The sequence below is a fragment of the Kosakonia sp. BYX6 genome (assembly GCF_038449125.1).
In the GTDB taxonomy this organism is placed as follows: Bacteria; Pseudomonadota; Gammaproteobacteria; order Enterobacterales; family Enterobacteriaceae; genus Kosakonia; species Kosakonia calanthes.
The window spans coordinates 4,088,773-4,104,456 of the sequence record NZ_CP151800.1 but is presented as its reverse complement, the minus strand read 5'-3'; the positions used below and the strand labels follow the sequence as shown (position 1 = coordinate 4,104,456).

The following is a 15,684-nucleotide window of genomic DNA, read 5'->3' as shown; positions in this document are numbered from 1 at the left end:
TGCACTCCCTATACAAACATTTTGTTCAAGCAAGCCTGCTTGATGTTATTGAGTTTGGTGATTTGTTGCTGGTGTTGGTTTATTTGTAAATCCAGCTTTTGAAAATATTTACCGATCATGATTTGCTCTTCTGTCTTCGCAGGCGTTTTTAAACTGATACCAGCTAAATCAGAATTCACAAGATGCTTTACCGATGTGCCTTTAATTAATTTTATGAGTTCTTTTTTATTAGCATTAATACAATAAGATAAAAATTTACCATTAATGTTTTTAACTGGGCGAAGAATATTTATATCCCCGCCGAGAAGTACATTATCTAGTTCAAGACATGCTGCTCTCGCTATCCCTGTGGGCGTGGTGTCTGAACCTGGAATTAAAACGTCTCCGTGGCGACTTCTTGGTATGGAAGCATTATCATTATTTGTCAAATAGAGGATTTTATTAATCGACATTCCATAAGTTGTATACAAATGACCGTATAGTATGCATGGTTCTTTTCCAGCGTCATCTATATCTTTCCAGCTTAATGATTGACCCTTCATAAACTCGCAAATCTCACCTAAACGAACACACATCCAATCTTCACTAAATCCTTTAAAGCGAACTTCTGGGATGGATTCATCTTTTTTTGGGAACATCTTTTCCAGCATGGATTTTTTTATATTGCTGAGCTTGTCATGCTTTTGTTGGTGTTGGTTGATCAGCACGTCTAGCTTTTGGAAATAGTTGCCGATTTGGGTTTGTTCTTCGTCGCAACATGTATTTATTGGTGTTGCTTTCGCTTGTTCAATTGTGTAGTGCGCAATCGTTCCCGTATGAGAAATACTTTTAATGTGTTTTTTGAAAGGTTCGCTAAAGAAAAATGTATATAGGAAGTATCCATTGAACTTTTCATTGTTCTTTAGCCAAAGCAAATCAGCATCCTTGAAATATAAAGGATTATCATTCGGAACCAGATAAGGAATACCTATCGAACCACCTCCAGTTATAAGTAGATCATTTTTTGTTACCTTTCCTATTTTCTCGGATAGACCGTGATAAACCTCTTTGGAAATATAGGCTTTAGTGTTTTCCTGTCCCTTGTAAATAGATACGACATCGCTTGTTCTAAAAAATGGTATGCCTGCTTCAGTCCATTGCTCTTTATGAACTCGTGCGGCAGATCTAATATCTATTAACCCACCTAAATTACTTCCAACCCACTCCTCACTAAACCCTTTAAAACGGATTTCTGGCACCTTTCTATCCATACTCATCTTATTTATCCTTCAGTAAGTTGGTGAGTTCAGTCAGGCCCTGTAAATCAAATTCATTACCCGTGAGCTCAGCCATCATCTCCGCCAGTTCTTGCTCGGTGGTTTTGATATCATTAGCAACTTGCGAATAGGTGACGGCGTATTTATCGGCAAGGGCTTGCACTTGGCTAGTGAGTTGGCTAATCACTGCGTTTGGCATGGCTGCGAGTTCGGTGCTTAATGGAGCAATCCATTTAAGGTGCAGCAGGTTGTTAACTTGCTCATCAGTTAATGTTTCGATGGTCGTTTTGGTTTTTGAGTGCAAGGTAGTTGCGGCATCTTTGACCGTTTTTTTCAGAGTTTTTTCTTCATCAATTAATTCGTTCGCGCGAATGATTTTGGCTTCATAACTTTCATCTGCGAATTTAACTTTGCTGTCTTTCTGTTCTTTCAGGAAGGCCTTAGCGGCTTTGCTTAATTCGGCATTGGCAAAGCCATCTTTGTTTTCTTTGACCGTATCTTGTTCTTTTTCTTCTTCGCTCAGGGATTCTAAAATTTCTTCCAGCGCGCTAGCCATTTCCGCCAAGCGGGTTTCTTTAGCTGCCAGGGCGTTTAAGTCATCACTTAAGTAAGTTTTCAGCACTAAATCAAAGGGCAGTATGTGGCCTTTCCAGCCTTCTTGTACTTCGGTGTCCTGGCCGTTTTTTTTCTTTATAACAATATTGGGGTCAACTTGTTTGGTGGCGGCAAATCCTTCGGTTTGCATCATTTCTAAATCAGCGCTGATGATTTGCCATTGGTTGTTCAGACATTGGTAGGCCTGGTATTTGTCGATTAAGGCGATAGGTGCTAAGCGGGCAAATAGCTCAGCACTTAATACTGCTTCTTGCTGGTTACGCTTTACGCTTTGCCAGTTTTGTATTAACTCGGTGTTTAAGTGGTCATTAAAGCCATTAAAAGCCTGGTTGTAGGCGCTGATAAACTCTAACACTTGCGGGTGCCCGCTAATGCGGTCGTTGACGTCCTGTTTATCAATGGCAAGCTCACTGTAAGCAGCTGATTTTGGCGTAAACAAAGTACTGCGCAATTGAGGGAAGGCCTGCCAAAAGTTGTCTAACTCGGCAATTTCCCTATTGGGAATACCGCCGAGCATGGTGGCGTGTAAATCCCAGCTTTCTGCCGTCGCAGAGGAATCCACATAGCGCGGTATGTTGAGGTTGTAACCATTGTCGCGTAGGGTTTGTTTGCTCACCAGTTTCGAGAACTTGTCGATACTTTCGCGGTTAATCACCGCATCAGTAATGCGCTTGATATCACTGGCTTGCAGTTTGTTGTTTTTGCCTTCTTTCATAAAGTGTTTGGAGGCATCGACCACCAATACATCGGTATTTTGGCGTTTTTGCTTGAGTATCAAAATCACCGTAGGAATGCCGGTGCCAAAAAAGATATTGGCCGGTAAACCAATAATGGCATCAATATGATTCTGTTCAATGAGTTGCTTGCGAATTTCACCTTCTTCACCACCACGGAACAAGACACCATGAGGTAGCACGATAGCCATAATGCCATCGGGCTTTAGGTGATAGAGGTCGTGCAGTAAAAAAGCAAAATCTGCTTTGGTTTTAGGCGCCAGGCCAAACCGTGAATAGCGTGGATCGCTGTCTTTAAAGCTGGGGTCCCAATTTTGTGAGTAAGGAGGGTTGGACACCACGGCATCGACATGTAAGGCGTAGTATGAGCCTTGAGGATCACTGTCATCAAAATACGGCCAATCCTCTTCCAAGGTGTCGCCATTACGGGTTTTAATGTTGCTGGCTTTAATTCCTCGCATGATGAGGTTCATACGGGTTAGGTTGTAGGTGTTAGCTTTTAACTCTTGAGCGTAATAGGTGATGCAGTCTTTATTTTTCGCGTATTTCTCGAATGCTTCACCGATATTGATCAGCAACGAACCTGAGCCAGAAGTAGGGTCGTAAATTTTGATGGTATCTTTGTGTTTCAACTCATGTGCGATGATGTTCGATATAAGTACCGAAACTTCATGAGGCGTATAAAACTCACCCGCTTTTTTACCAGCATTGGCGGCAAATTTTTCAATCAGGTATTCGTAAATATAGCCCAGTACGTCATACCCTAGATTGCCATTCATGGGGATGCTTTTAATCAGGTGTAGTAAGTCGCTGATAGCTTTGGTACGTTTACCCGCACTTTCACCCAGTTTGCTTAAACCTGTTTCTAAGGTGGTAAAGATACCGTCAAACAGTTTTTTGTAAGTTGGTGAAATCAAACGGCTAAAGGCCGAAAGCGCATCACGTACGTTAGATTCGTTAAATTCGGACGTTGGATCAATCCATGTAGAAAACAGATTATCGTAGGCAATAAAGTAGCCCAGGTTGCTTTGCACGTATTCAACGGTGTCGGCGTCTTCTTCATTCAGGGCTTTGATGTCTTCGGGTGTCATCCCTTGTCTGCTGACAAACTGCACCAACTGGTCGCTTAGGTACTTGTAGAAGATAAAGCCGAGTATGTAGTCTTTGTATTCGTTGGCTTCAATTTTAGACCGCATCTGGTTGGCAGATTCCCAGATTTTTGCCGCAAGTTGTTGTTTATTCACTATAAATCCTGTTGAAAGCAATTCTAATTCGAAAAGGGCTGTTTTAGGGTCTTGATTGTACTTTTGATAAGAGCTTCTTGCTAGCGGCAGGGCCTTCGAGTCAGGGTTAATGAGGGACTACTGTCTCCATTCCTATCAACACAACCACTTTGTCTGAGACAGCGTCGATGTTTTGGACTGACCCATTCCAAATGGCTTAGTCACTATGTAGTTAACACATCACTCGCCCACATCATCCTTTCACCGCGTTTTGCCATTATCCGGTATGGCACAACCCATAATTTTAAAGTCTCTGAAAAAGCAAAGTGCTGCGGTATCGGTTGGCTAAAGTCATCATGCGCAGGGTAAATCAGGTACATTTCGCCTGTTCCGCCAAGGTATTTTTGGCCGTAAGCAAACATTTGATAGAAGTCGGATTGCGCTAGTCCATAAAGTGATTTTTTTTGCTGGCTGCTATTCACCTGCTTCCATTTTGTATCCATCACCACTTTGGTTTGAATCGGTTGCCGAGATTGAATCAGCAAGTCTGGGCGAAGCTTAAAGCAATCTTTAAGTCCATGCTTTACCAAAGAATAAGTTGCTGCTTGAGGAAAAACTTTTAGGTGAGAAGGTAATTCGTAGGGTAGGGTCTGTGCCACAAAGGATTCAAATACCGCTTCCATAGGAAACAAAAGTGATATCGCTTTGGTGTTTCCCTGCAATGCACTTGGGCTCATTCCTCTCAGGATCAACTGCGCCCAAGCCATTGGCTCGCTGTAATGAGTCATACCACGCTCAATGCGTAAGCTGTTCATATCGCTCTCAATATCCCTACTAAGTGGAATACCGTCAAAAGCAAAGCGCAGTTCGTAAAGCCAGCGTTGATTCTCTGATGACAGCTTCAGACTAAGTAACTTATCCAGTGTGGAGTGTAAGAGCCGATTGGCAGCACAATCAGGCATATACTCATCATAATTGACACAAAACTTATGGCGATTTACCGCGTTATGTCGTAGCTGTGCAGAGAGCATCAGCTTGCCCTTCATAAAAGCCAGATTACCTTGCTCGCTCACATAGTCGGAGCGTAAACCTTGTTTAAGCAATTGGCTGACGCTTTGCAAAAATTGGCTGATAAAAATCTCGAGCAAAGGCATGCGTTGTGCCTGAAGAGTGGCCTGCTGGGTTTGAATATGTCGAAACCCAGGCAAGTGACTTAGCATCGTAATGAATGTTTCTCGCGCACTCGCAACCGTGAGGTTTTTACCAATCTTGGGCAGTATCTCAAGCTGGAAACCGTGAGGTGTAGAAAGCATCCCCGCGTAGTTTTGCACCTGCAGCAATTTGAAACCTGTACGAGAGGTGAGTTTGAGAAACTGGCTTCCTTGATCATTTGTTAGGCTAAGTGTTTCTAAATAATCAAAGACCTGTTGAGGCACCAGCTTTGCGCCAACTGAAGCCGCTTTTCCACTCCCCAGCAGGTCATATTCAAAAACTGAGATAACTTCACCCATGGTTTACGGCCTGCTCATCAGGAGTGGTCTGCTGTGGCTGATAAATTGAACGATAAGCCTGTGGCATATTCCAGACCTCTTGATCAAATGCTTCGAGCTCGTAAGCTGTCGATTGCTGATCATGGCGTCGTAAACCATGGTTGTTACCAAAAAGCGTATCGAGATCGTCGGTTTTCTCAATCACGAATTGCAGGCTGTCGTCTTGTTTCTGGTTGTCTGCCAGCACTAGCCTGATCTTGTTCCAGTCATCGAAAAAGTATTCCTGCAACAGGGGAATGATTTTTTTCTGGAATACGATCTTCAATTGTTTAAACGCAGCTTCTTCATCGCCGGTATCGAGTGCATTTTTTACCGGCATAAAGAATGCATGTCCCAGTGTATGTTCACGATCGTAAAGCTCTTCGATGCGGCTATTGAGTTTTTCTAACAACGACTCAAGCTCTATGCCTTTCACCTTAGCTCCACTCAGTAAAGAGAGATCAGGCATCATTTCGACAAAGTCAAAGCGACGGCGCAAAGCCGTGTCCATCAGAGCTAAAGAACGGTCCGCTGTATTCATGGCTCCGATGATGTCGACATTGGCGGGTACGCTAAAGTGATCACCGCTATAAGACAGTTGCAGGCTCATTGCATTGGACATACCCGCACGCTTGTCTACTTCAATGAGTGAGATCAGTTCACCAAAGATCTTGGATATGTTTCCGCGATTGATCTCATCAATGAAAATGGCGTAGCGATGTGCTGGATCGGCATTGGCACGCTGACACAGCCGCATAAAGATACCCGGCTCAATAGGGTAAGAGATGTTGCCACTTTCGTCAGAGCGAGCGCGGATACCCTCAATAAATTCTTCATAGCCGTAAGATTGGTGGAACGTAACCACCGCAAAACGCTGGATGGCTTCGGTAGATTTAGGGCCTTGTTTTAATTCTGCGTACAGAGTAAGTAGCTCATCCACTTGCTCTAACTGGGATTCGACCAAAAACCATTCACTATCGGCAGTTTTGTCGAAGATCGCAGGTTCACGACGACCTTTGTACGCAACAGTAGTTGATCCTGGAATGGTGAAGGATTGTAACGTCGCCCAGGTAGTTTGAGAAAAGTTGCTACTACGGCCATTTAGCAGCGCTTTGCGTTGGAACCAGTCGTGTTCCGTCATTTGGCGAACTTTGGCTCGTTTCCCAAGATCGAGCAGCACCAGCGTTAAAACCTGCATCCAGTTCAACGATTCAAGGCGAGAATCCAGCCAGGCATCACGATCAGCAGGAACAGCATGAGAAGTGTAATCTTTCATTTTTTGCTGCAACGTGAAGGTCTTGCCTGTGCCTGGGGGGCCAAAGAAGATCACGTTAGTTGGTGAATGTGGAATGGTCTTGTTCTCGATGGGCTCACTGCAGGTTGTGGATGTAGTGCTAGCTACTTTCTCCTGCTTTTGTTCATTATCGCGTTCACGGAGCAATTCATAGAGATGCCAGATGGCCATATTCACGTAATAAGGATCTGTGTTAGGAGATTGGGCGTGTATGGCTTGTTTCAATTCATAGTTTTTCTGTAACCAATTTCCGGTCAGTACCAAACCGAGATTGAAGTGCTGATTTAGGAATTCTGCTGCTTTATTGAAAGCATTCTCATCCACAGTGCTGGTGTAGTTTTCTGGGGAGAACGCGGCAAAGACACGATTTCTTAAACTCCAATACATGCGCTTAAGCTGTCCGGTCTCTTTGGCCTGCTGCAGCGCACTGCCTACATATTGGTAGGTAGCTTCATTCGGTTGCTGACGAACACGTTCAGTGAGTTCTCTAAGCAATGGGAGGCTTTGCTGATATTCTGCTAATGATGGAACGCCCTGACGAATACTGGCAATACCGTTATCACGTTCATACCAGAGCCTCTTAACTAAATCATCCGTTTCAGGCTCAGCAAAAGTTGAGGTTTGTTGTAGCAAGGTCGTAAATTCACGGTATCGCTGATCCCACTTGGAAGCTGAGTAATTTTTATCTTTCGCCAGGGCATCAATCAATTCACTGATCGTCAGCTTGCCTGCTTCGACACTATCTACAAGATCCATCGTGATATTTCCTATGCTATTACATTACTTACCAGGCAGCTAGTCTGGTGTTTTATAATCTATATTACCAAGCATGCAATTGTAGCCAAGCGCAATAAGTAAGATTTTCAATGTACAGTACATATTTTTCATAAAAATGATTTTGTGCTCTCGAATGGATTTTTGGCACATTCACCTTCAGCCGCGCTTCTTGTATTTCTTTATCATGCAGAAGTGATTTTGCTATCAGTGGAGCATTGGTACTATGAGAATTAGTGCAGGGCATGCCATTTTAAGGCGTGATGGCTTGGAGTTGAAAGATAAAAGGGAGAAACTGAGTCGCCACGGGCTTCCCAGAAACCTCTGAGTCATTTATGTAATGTTCGTTGCCAAAGAGGGCTGAATAGTGAAGTGTGCATGCTGTGAGAGTGAGTAGGTTGCATCAACTGCCTCGTGAGTCCGCAATGCGTTCTTCTAGCCAGTCTTCGACTTCACTCCGTAGCCAGCGGGAACTGCGACCTAGTTTAATGGGCTTTGGGAATTGGCCATCTTTTATAAGCTTGTAAAACCACTTGTCCGTAAGCCCTGTAAGCTTCGTGATGAAGCGCATATCCACCAGTTGGTCATCAAGCAAAGAAATATGTTCTGTCATGATGCTGTCTTCCATTGTGGGATTATCCTGAGCTGGTAGTTGATTTCTTGTTACCACCAGCCCTTCCACATCAATGGATTGATACGTAAAAAAGTGCAGAATGTGCGTTATACCGTGCGAGGACGCCCCAGTCCGCTGGGCGGCGGTACCTCACTGGCTCCGTAATGATAATGACCGTGCTTTTGCTCTTCTTTGGCAAGGTAGCTGATGATGTAGCGCAGGTTATCGATGGCTTCGGTATCACCGTAGTTCACCGGCCTATTAATACTGACTTCATAAGTGGGTTTGTACTCGCAGCGGTTGTAATAGCCTTCTCGTTGCGTTATTTCCCGCCATATTGTTCCTACTCTCTCAGCTATTGGGTAGGTAGCTTGGTTAAGGTGCCTGTCGAGATAGAACACGATATGGGCATGGCATCCGTGGTCTACAGAGTTCTCGAGTACCCAGAAATACCCTGCCAGATTTGTGTGCTGCAGGGTGCGTTCAACCAGCATACGTACTTCTCGTTCGGTTTCGTTCCATGAATGACGTTTATAGCGCTCTGTACCTTTCTGATAGAACAGGTCGAGTCTGAGTGCCTGTATTCGGGAGTATCGGTTCATTAGCTGATTCAGGTGGTCATTGATCAGAGACAGTAGAAACCAGTTCATTGTGTATCTGGGGTTGAAGGGGTAAGGTGTGTGCATTGATTTTTCCTTTGTGAGGTGGAGTACAAAGGATTGGGATGAGATGTAATTTTGTAGTGGCACAGTAAATTTGGCCACCTGATTAAAGGTGATATTCTCACCACAACATAAAACAGGTGACTTAATGAACAAGAAAACTAAGCGTACTTTCACCCCTGAGTTCAGGCTGGAATGTGCACAGCTGATTGTTGATAAGGGCTACTCATATCGACAAGCCAGTGAAGCGATGAATGTCGGTTCTACCACGCTTGAGAGCTGGGTGCGCCAGCTCAGGCGAGAGCGGCAGGGGATTACGCCCTCTGCAACTCCCATTACTGCAGAGCAGCAACGTATTCGCGAGCTGGAAAAGCAGGTTCGCCGCCTGGAGGAACAGAATACGATATTAAAAAAGGCTACCGCACTCTTGATGTCCGACTCACTGAACGGTTCACGATAGCCGCCAGACTGAGTGACAGCCACACGGTTGTCAGCCTTTGCTCCGCGCTGGAAATACACCGTAGCAGTTACCGGTACTGGCGAAAACGACGCGATACTGTCAATCCGGCGCGAGTCAGGTTGTACAGCGAAATACGCCGGGCGTGGAACCAGAGCCGGGGCTCAGCAGGCGCACGCACGCTTGCTGAAATGCTGGCTCAAAATGGCGTTCCGATGACCCGTTACCGTGCCGGGCGTCTGATGAAATACCTAAGCCTGAGCAGTTGCCAGCCCGGAAAACATCAGTACAAAAATGCCCGTCAGGAGCATACCTGCCTGCCGAATCTGCTCGAGCGTCAGTTCGCTGTACCGGAGCCAGACCGGGTATGGTGTGGAGATATTACGTATATCTGGGCTGGAAATCGCTGGTGCTATCTGGCGGTTGTTATGGATCTTTTTGCCCGCAGGGTTATCGGCTGGAGTCTGTCAGCGAATGCCGATACCGCACTGATAAGCAGTGCTCTGCGGATGGCCTATGAGACGCGTGGTCAACCGCGTGATGTCATGTTCCATAGCGACCAGGGAAGCCAGTATACAGGCCTTAAATATCAGCAAGTTCTCTGGCGTTACAGGATAAAGCAAAGCGTCAGTCGTCGGGGGAACTGCTGGGATAATAGCCCCATGGAACGCTTCTTCCGTAGTCTGAAAACAGAATGGGTGCCGACGAATGGTTACGCAGGTAAGGATGAGGCCCGGCGACAAATCGGCGGTTATATCCTGAATTACTACAATAGCGTCAGACCTCATCATTACAACGGGGGGCTAACGCCGGAAGAATCAGAGAACCGATACCGTTCTTACTGTAAAACCGTGGCCAGTATTACTTGACCACTACACAACGGACCATCCGCCGCGCTATCAACCTGCTGGAAAAATATCTGCGCCAGCCCGGCATATCCTTTACCTCAAGTACGGCAGCCCGTGACTGGCTTCGGTTACAGCTGGCAGGACAAGAACGGGAAGTGTTTATGGTGCTCTATCTCGATAACCAGCACCGTTTACTGGAGAGTGAAACGCTGTTTGCCGGTTCGATTAACCATGTCCAGGTCCATCCTCGAGAGGTAGTGAAGTCAGCGCTTCGCTTCAATGCTGCGGCCGTTGTGTTGGCGCATAACCATCCATCCGGTGACCCAGAGCCCAGTCAATGTGACCGCAACATTACGGGCAGGCTTAAAGAAGCGCTGGCACTGGTTGATGTGAACACTCTCGATCATCTGGTTGTCGGTTCAGATGGCATTGTGTCGTTTGCAGAGCGAGGCTGGATATGAGGGTACTTCAATGAAATCTACTGGCTCAGAGAACGATTCATTTCTCCAGTGGGGGCTGAATCGTAATGTGACGCCTTGCTTTGGCGCTCGTCTGGTACAGGAGGGAAATCGGCTGCACTATCTGGTTGACCGGGCCAGCATTACCGGTGAATTCAGTAACGCAGAACCTTTGAAGTTGGATGAAGTATTCCCACATTTTATCAGCCAGATGGAATCGATGCTGACTACTGGTGAAATGAATCCTCGCCATGCCCACTGTGTCACCCTGTACCACAATGGTTTCACCTGCGAAGCCGATACCCTTGGCAGTTGCGGCTACGTATACATCGCCGTTTACCCCACTCATCGTTAACTACTTTCACAAGAGCAAATATGAAAACTCTACCTGCAACAACTCCGCAGGCGGCGACGCTATGTCTGTCGCCCGTGGCAGTGTGGCAAATGCTGCTTGCACGCCTGCTGGAACAACATTATGGCCTGACACTCAACGACACACCATTCAGTGATGAAACGGTAATTCAGAAACATATCGATGCCGGTATATCTTTGGCCGATGCCGTTAATTTTCTGGTGGAAAAGTACGGGCTGGTTCGTATTGATCGCAGGGGATTCGACTGGCAAGAACAGTCCCCATATCTGCGGGCAGTCGATATTCTGCGGGCACGGCATGTCACTGGCTTGTTGCGACGAAACCGTAGTAACTCTGGATTGTGAATTGTCTTCCCGGTGTACACAGCCGACCTTTCTTCCTTGTTTATTCATTAGATAATATGCCTGCCAGTATTGGGGGCATTTGCTTTTATAGGAAAAAATACCATGCAAACTGAAGTTTTAACTGACCGAAACATTATCCTGGGAGGCTACCTCTCGATAGTAAAAAACTCCCTGGCTGAAATGATGCTATCGGGTATAATTGCTGCATCATATCTGAGTTGGTTTATATACTCTGTTACTCGGTGATTTTGGAAAGAAAACTGTTGAGTATATAACTGAGTATACATAACCAATTAATTAATAATAATTTACTTACAATTCAGTTTGTTAATATTTAAATTCGAGTCCGGCCTTCGCCAAGCCACTAAATTCCTTACAATACAGCTAGTTAGACAACAAAATCTGTCTCTTTTGCCTGTAAGAAATGCTCTGTTATGTCCCTTGAAAAGCCGCTGTGGTTGATAGTGGTAATTGGGATGTTAACTCATAGTGGCGTGTAGTTCCATGCGTCAAACACGTACCGACTCAACTTGAAAGCTATGACGTAGCCACCGTCTCTAAACAATCCCCAAAACTTTTAGTGAAGCGCATTTTAGCCCGATGCTCCCGTTCTGTCGCCGTCGCGAGTCGCCGCAGGGGATAAACAGGTTTACCAACGGGCCTTATATGATGCTATTGCTTGCCGTCTGGACTGCCTGAAAAATAGGCTATACCATTGACGGTCAGAGTTGATATGGAGATGAAAGCGTGAGCACCAGAAGAGAGATAAAGGACGGGGCATTATTTGACGTACTCGACAGGGGAATAGTTTACACCGAGGTACTCGGCTGGATTGATATGGGGCATGCCCGTGGCAATGACGTGGCTGTACTTAGAAATCAATTTCTTGAGGGGGAACGTAGCGGTCAGCCATCTTATGTAGTCATGTATCGGCAGGATATGGGCATCATCAAGTTCAAATCGCGGCTTGGGGTCGGGAAGTTCTCTCGCTGGGAAATTAAACGTGGCCGGAGCACCGAAGACATTAACAGAATCATGCTGGCAATGATGATGAACACTGCATCGAGATTCGAGGGGCTGCAAAGCTTACGATCATTCTCTTGGTATACGGACAGTGGCTTTAGTGGCGAAGATTTGGTTTCTGATCTGTTTGGATTCTATCGGGCTATAATACCGGGTCGGTATGGTTATCGTGTCAAGCCTGTGAATTATGAATCAGCCGTCCGCCGCTGGGATTACTACGGCGCTATAGGTTCCCATAAAAATCGTGGGTTCCGTCCGATTCTGTTTCCTTATCCAGAAGATCCGTGTGTGCGACATCAGGCGTATACGGTGAATCTTCCGCATTTTATGACATGGCTTAGGCCGTGGGACGATTTCACATCCGGAGTGGTTAAGGTCATTACAAATGATGGTACATCGCTCTCGTTCATGGGGGCGAAGCAATGACAACTCTGTTAAAAGTCATGAAGTGGTGCGCACTACTGGCTGTCACCGTGCTTATTCTCGTATGGCTGTTTGTCTGGCTCGTTGCATCTGGCTCTGATGAAACAACTGTCTACAAAGAAAATGATTTCTTCAACTACCACACTCTGACAGACAAGGACATTGAAAACGCCCCGCGTATGACGGACGACTTCTATTTCGAGTCGCACCCCGGCGATGGTTATGCGCCTTCAAATAGCATTATCTTCAAGGGAGCTGCCGGGACTGCACCGTTGCGCTCTTACCTTGAAAAGCTGGGCTACACCAAGGAAAAGCGTAGCTTAGGGGAAAAGGAAATATGGTCAAAACCTGATCAGTTGAATGGGGATCTTTTCTATCTGTACTTTAATGCCGCAACGGGTGAAGTTGAGCTGACAAAGGTTCTGAATAACTGAGCCTCCCCGGCTTGAAAAATTGAACGCTTATGGTTGCGCCTTCCTCAACTGTAAAGCTTGCCCGCACCCCCGTGCGCATATGCGTGCCCGTGCGTCAGGGGGCGCTGTGAAAACCCTAAGATTTTGCTCATCCGAGACAACCGTTGCAGGCGCGAGTTACCGGGGGAAATCGCCAGTGTTCGATGGTGTCATCAATCGTTCAGAATATGGTGGTGCGGGAAATGACATCCCGGAAGATGAAAACGAATACGCTACCAGCTACCTGTGGAATGAAGTGCTACTGCCGGACAATCTGCTGAAAATTCTCGCCAGCTTTGTGCATCTGCAAATCGAAGAAAAGGAAAATTTCGAGGGGCTGAAGTACAAGAAAGAGGGCCTGATTTTTCCGCGTTATCATCAATGGGATGTGGTAAACAAACTGATCACGCCCGCTGTGGTTGAAAGGACCGGCATAAGTATCTGATTCAGCACAGCGCCGGTTCCGGTAAATCCAACTCCATTGCCTGGACTGCCCATCAGCTTTCCCGACTGCATGATGAGAATGGCGAGAAACAGTTCTATTCGGTGATTGTCGTTACAGACCGCACCGTCCTGGACGATCAATTGCAGGACACTATTTATTTATCAGTTTGAGCATCAGGATGGTGTGGTCGGGCGCATCAACAATAAAGAAGGCGAGGGTTCTAAATCAGAAAAGCTCGCCAGCGCGCTGGAAAACTCGCAGCCGATTATTATTGTCACCATTCAGACCTTCCCGTTTGTACTAAAGGCAATTGAAAACAGCGTTAGCTTGAAGCAACGAAAATACGCGGTCATTGCCGACGACGCCCACTCTTCGCAAAGTGGTTCCACGGCGCGTCAGCTTAAAGAAGTGTTGATGACCGACGAGACGGATGATGATGTTGAACTCTCATCGGAAGATATTCTTGATGCCACCGTCGCTGCACATAAAGGCAGCAATAATCTTAACTACTATGCCTTTACTGCGACGCCGAAAGCGAAAACCCTGGAGCTGTTCGGTCGTCGTCCTAACCCGCATGAATCTGCTTCAAAAACCAATAAACCCGAAGCGTTCAATGTGTACTTCATGCGCCAGGCTATAGAAGAAGGTTTTATTCTTGATGTCCTGAAGAACTACACCAACTACAAAGTGGCCTACAGGCTATTGCAGAAACTGGGTGATCCGGATCGAGAAGTCGACAGCAAAAAAGCCAAGATCAAACTGAATCAGTGGGTTACGCTTCACGACCATAATATTTCCCAGAAAGTAAAAATCATCGTTGAGCACTATCGCAAGCATGTCATGCATCTGCTGGCCGGGCAGGCCAAGGCGATGGTTGTCACCAGTTCACGTAAAGCGGCGGTGCGCTACAAATTGGCATTTGATAAATACATCGCTGAAAACAACTATCAAAAGATTAACGCGATGGTGGCGTTTTCCGGTGAAGTGGAATTTTTTGAAAGCGACCACAATAGCCTCAGCGCTGCTGAACCAGAAGTTCACTGAAATTAATATGAACCCCGGGTTGAAACGCCGCGATTTGCGTGTCGCTTTTGATAGCGATGATTATCAAGTGATGCTGGTAACGCTTGAATAATCAACGCGGTTGTTAAAATAAAGCACCAGCATTGCTTTTTACAGCAGAAATTTATCAGTGCCTTGATTAAAAGGCACTGATTTGCTTTGGTTACTTAGCCGAAACTTGATCACGTGAGCGTATGCTTATCCGGATCTCTGATAATAAGAAAATAGGGCGTAATTTCCCCCTCACGCTGCCATCTTTCCAGCAATCCTTCGCGCTTAACACTGATATATCCCAAGGAGGACAGATAATTCCTGATAACGGTAATGTCAGCATCCAGGCCGTAAACAATGCTGCTGTCTCCCGGCTGAGAGCCATCTTCTGCGGTGAAGGTAAAGTGATACTTCTCTGATGTTCTTGGCGCATTGCGAATATCGCTGTCGGTATACAGAAAATATGCCCACAGATTTGCGCGCGTATAACCTTCTTGCCGTTCTGCGATCTTCTGCATGCTGCAATCAATCAGCAGAAAACCATCCAGGAAGGCATACTGAAAACGGTCAGCAAGCCCTGGCTCGATCTGGAAATCAATGGCCAGCGTTATCCAGTGCAGTACTATGGTTTTGAAGGGCAGTAGGGGAGGCTTTAGTTCTGCCGAATGACGATATAACAAGCGGGGGATAAGGCCGATATGGATCCGAGGTTAGAAGACGTTATCGCTTTTGTGCGCGAATTTTCGGGTTGGCACAGCAAAGCGATTGATGAAAATACGTTGCTGGAAAACGATCTGCATATCACCGGGGATGACGGCGTGGAGCTTCTGGCAGAAGCAGAAGCTGTTTTCGCTGTCAGTTTCGCGACGCAAGAAGACGATTTTCGCGCGCTCTTTTCCCTGAGGGACAACGAATACCTTTTCACCAGCGAAGGTCTCGATTTATTGGGCATCGGCTATTTTTGCCGATGGCTTCGCGGCATACCGCACCCTGTGGTCCGCGATCTCTCTGTCGGCCAGCTACATAGGGTGCTGGTTAAGCTTCGCGGCAGAAAAAGCGTTCACCTTGAAAAATCAGATCAAACGCCGCAGCCTTGATCTCTGCCATC

At 46.1% G+C, this 15,684-nt stretch carries 14 protein-coding genes and 1 pseudogene; 8 read left to right on the top strand and 7 right to left on the bottom strand.

The window, feature by feature from the left end:
• Positions 1-8: 8 nt before the first annotated feature.
• From AAEY27_RS19250 to AAEY27_RS19225, 6 genes are all read right to left on the bottom strand, one after another.
• On the bottom strand, positions 9-1,256 hold the full coding sequence (locus tag AAEY27_RS19250) for a restriction endonuclease subunit S (protein WP_096810247.1): 1,248 nt from the start codon (positions 1,254-1,256) through the stop codon (positions 9-11).
• 1 nt (position 1,257) lies between these two features.
• Positions 1,258-3,849 (bottom strand): type I restriction-modification system subunit M, encoded by a 2,592-nt coding sequence (locus AAEY27_RS19245; RefSeq protein ID WP_342322397.1) that lies wholly within the window; start codon positions 3,847-3,849, stop codon positions 1,258-1,260.
• 203 nt (positions 3,850-4,052) lie between these two features.
• Positions 4,053-5,339, bottom strand: coding sequence for an McrC family protein (locus tag AAEY27_RS19240; protein WP_342322396.1), 1,287 nt, complete (start codon positions 5,337-5,339; stop codon positions 4,053-4,055).
• The gene (locus AAEY27_RS19235; protein WP_342322395.1) at positions 5,332-7,407 is read right to left on the bottom strand and encodes an McrB family protein; all 2,076 of its coding nucleotides are present in this window, start codon (positions 7,405-7,407) and stop codon (positions 5,332-5,334) included. The genes AAEY27_RS19240 and AAEY27_RS19235 overlap by 8 nt, the downstream gene beginning before the upstream one ends.
• A gap of 421 nt (positions 7,408-7,828) precedes the next feature.
• On the bottom strand, positions 7,829-8,053 hold the full coding sequence (locus tag AAEY27_RS19230) for a helix-turn-helix transcriptional regulator (protein ID WP_236926507.1): 225 nt from the start codon (positions 8,051-8,053) through the stop codon (positions 7,829-7,831).
• Positions 8,054-8,145: 92 nt separating this feature from the next.
• Positions 8,146-8,724, bottom strand: a complete 579-nt coding sequence (locus AAEY27_RS19225; protein ID WP_342322394.1) for a YagK/YfjJ domain-containing protein — start codon at positions 8,722-8,724, stop codon at positions 8,146-8,148.
• Between the two features lie 88 nt (positions 8,725-8,812).
• Between AAEY27_RS19225 and AAEY27_RS19220 the strand changes: the two genes are divergently transcribed.
• The 7 genes and pseudogenes from AAEY27_RS19220 to AAEY27_RS19190 all read left to right on the top strand — a co-directional run.
• Positions 8,813-10,026, top strand: a protein-coding gene (locus AAEY27_RS19220; protein ID WP_342322006.1) for an IS3 family transposase whose coding sequence is annotated in 2 segments (ribosomal slippage) — positions 8,813-9,107 and positions 9,107-10,026 — 1,215 coding nt in all. Because the reading frame shifts where the segments join, the coding sequence is not laid out codon by codon here.
• On the top strand, positions 10,023-10,466 hold the full coding sequence (gene radC, locus AAEY27_RS19215; protein WP_342322393.1) for a RadC family protein: 444 nt from the start codon (positions 10,023-10,025) through the stop codon (positions 10,464-10,466). The genes AAEY27_RS19220 and radC overlap by 4 nt, the downstream gene beginning before the upstream one ends.
• 10 nt (positions 10,467-10,476) lie before the next feature.
• Entirely contained in the window at positions 10,477-10,818 is a 342-nt protein-coding gene (locus AAEY27_RS19210) for a type IV toxin-antitoxin system YeeU family antitoxin (protein WP_342322392.1), read from the top strand.
• 20 nt (positions 10,819-10,838) lie between these two features.
• Positions 10,839-11,180, top strand: coding sequence for a TA system toxin CbtA family protein (locus AAEY27_RS19205; RefSeq protein WP_342322391.1), 342 nt, complete (start codon positions 10,839-10,841; stop codon positions 11,178-11,180).
• A gap of 747 nt (positions 11,181-11,927) precedes the next feature.
• On the top strand, positions 11,928-12,629 hold the full coding sequence (locus AAEY27_RS19200) for a hypothetical protein (RefSeq protein ID WP_342322390.1): 702 nt from the start codon (positions 11,928-11,930) through the stop codon (positions 12,627-12,629).
• Positions 12,626-13,060 (top strand): hypothetical protein, encoded by a 435-nt coding sequence (locus tag AAEY27_RS19195; protein ID WP_342322389.1) that lies wholly within the window; start codon positions 12,626-12,628, stop codon positions 13,058-13,060. The genes AAEY27_RS19200 and AAEY27_RS19195 overlap by 4 nt, the downstream gene beginning before the upstream one ends.
• A 208-nt stretch (positions 13,061-13,268) precedes the next feature.
• A pseudogene (locus tag AAEY27_RS19190) lies at positions 13,269-14,646 on the top strand (DEAD/DEAH box helicase family protein); the annotation flags it as partial.
• A gap of 121 nt (positions 14,647-14,767) precedes the next feature.
• Here AAEY27_RS19190 and AAEY27_RS19185 read toward each other — a convergent pair.
• A complete protein-coding gene (locus AAEY27_RS19185) occupies positions 14,768-15,256 on the bottom strand; it encodes a hypothetical protein (RefSeq protein WP_342322388.1) in 489 nt (162 codons plus the stop codon).
• Between the two features lie 18 nt (positions 15,257-15,274).
• Here AAEY27_RS19185 and AAEY27_RS19180 point away from each other — a divergent pair, with 18 nt between their 5' ends.
• Positions 15,275-15,673 carry a hypothetical protein gene (locus AAEY27_RS19180; protein ID WP_342322387.1) on the top strand — a complete coding sequence of 133 codons (399 nt, stop codon included), beginning with the start codon at positions 15,275-15,277 and terminating at the stop codon, positions 15,671-15,673.
• Positions 15,674-15,684 lie beyond the last annotated feature (11 nt).

What these genes read in the sequence shown, in the direction of transcription:
- AAEY27_RS19250 (WP_096810247.1), bottom strand. Translation starts at nt 1,256, where the DNA reads ATGAGTATGGATAGAAAGGTGCCAGAAATCCGTTTTAAAGGGTTTAGT.
- AAEY27_RS19240 (WP_342322396.1), bottom strand. Translation starts at nt 5,339, where the DNA reads ATGGGTGAAGTTATCTCAGTTTTTGAATATGACCTGCTGGGGAGTGGA.
- AAEY27_RS19235 (WP_342322395.1), bottom strand. Translation starts at nt 7,407, where the DNA reads ATGGATCTTGTAGATAGTGTCGAAGCAGGCAAGCTGACGATCAGTGAA.
- AAEY27_RS19230 (WP_236926507.1), bottom strand. Translation starts at nt 8,053, where the DNA reads ATGGAAGACAGCATCATGACAGAACATATTTCTTTGCTTGATGACCAA.
- AAEY27_RS19225 (WP_342322394.1), bottom strand. Translation starts at nt 8,724, where the DNA reads ATGCACACACCTTACCCCTTCAACCCCAGATACACAATGAACTGGTTT.
- AAEY27_RS19210 (WP_342322392.1), top strand. Translation starts at nt 10,477, where the DNA reads ATGAAATCTACTGGCTCAGAGAACGATTCATTTCTCCAGTGGGGGCTG.
- AAEY27_RS19205 (WP_342322391.1), top strand. Translation starts at nt 10,839, where the DNA reads ATGAAAACTCTACCTGCAACAACTCCGCAGGCGGCGACGCTATGTCTG.
- AAEY27_RS19195 (WP_342322389.1), top strand. Translation starts at nt 12,626, where the DNA reads ATGACAACTCTGTTAAAAGTCATGAAGTGGTGCGCACTACTGGCTGTC.
- AAEY27_RS19180 (WP_342322387.1), top strand. Translation starts at nt 15,275, where the DNA reads ATGGATCCGAGGTTAGAAGACGTTATCGCTTTTGTGCGCGAATTTTCG.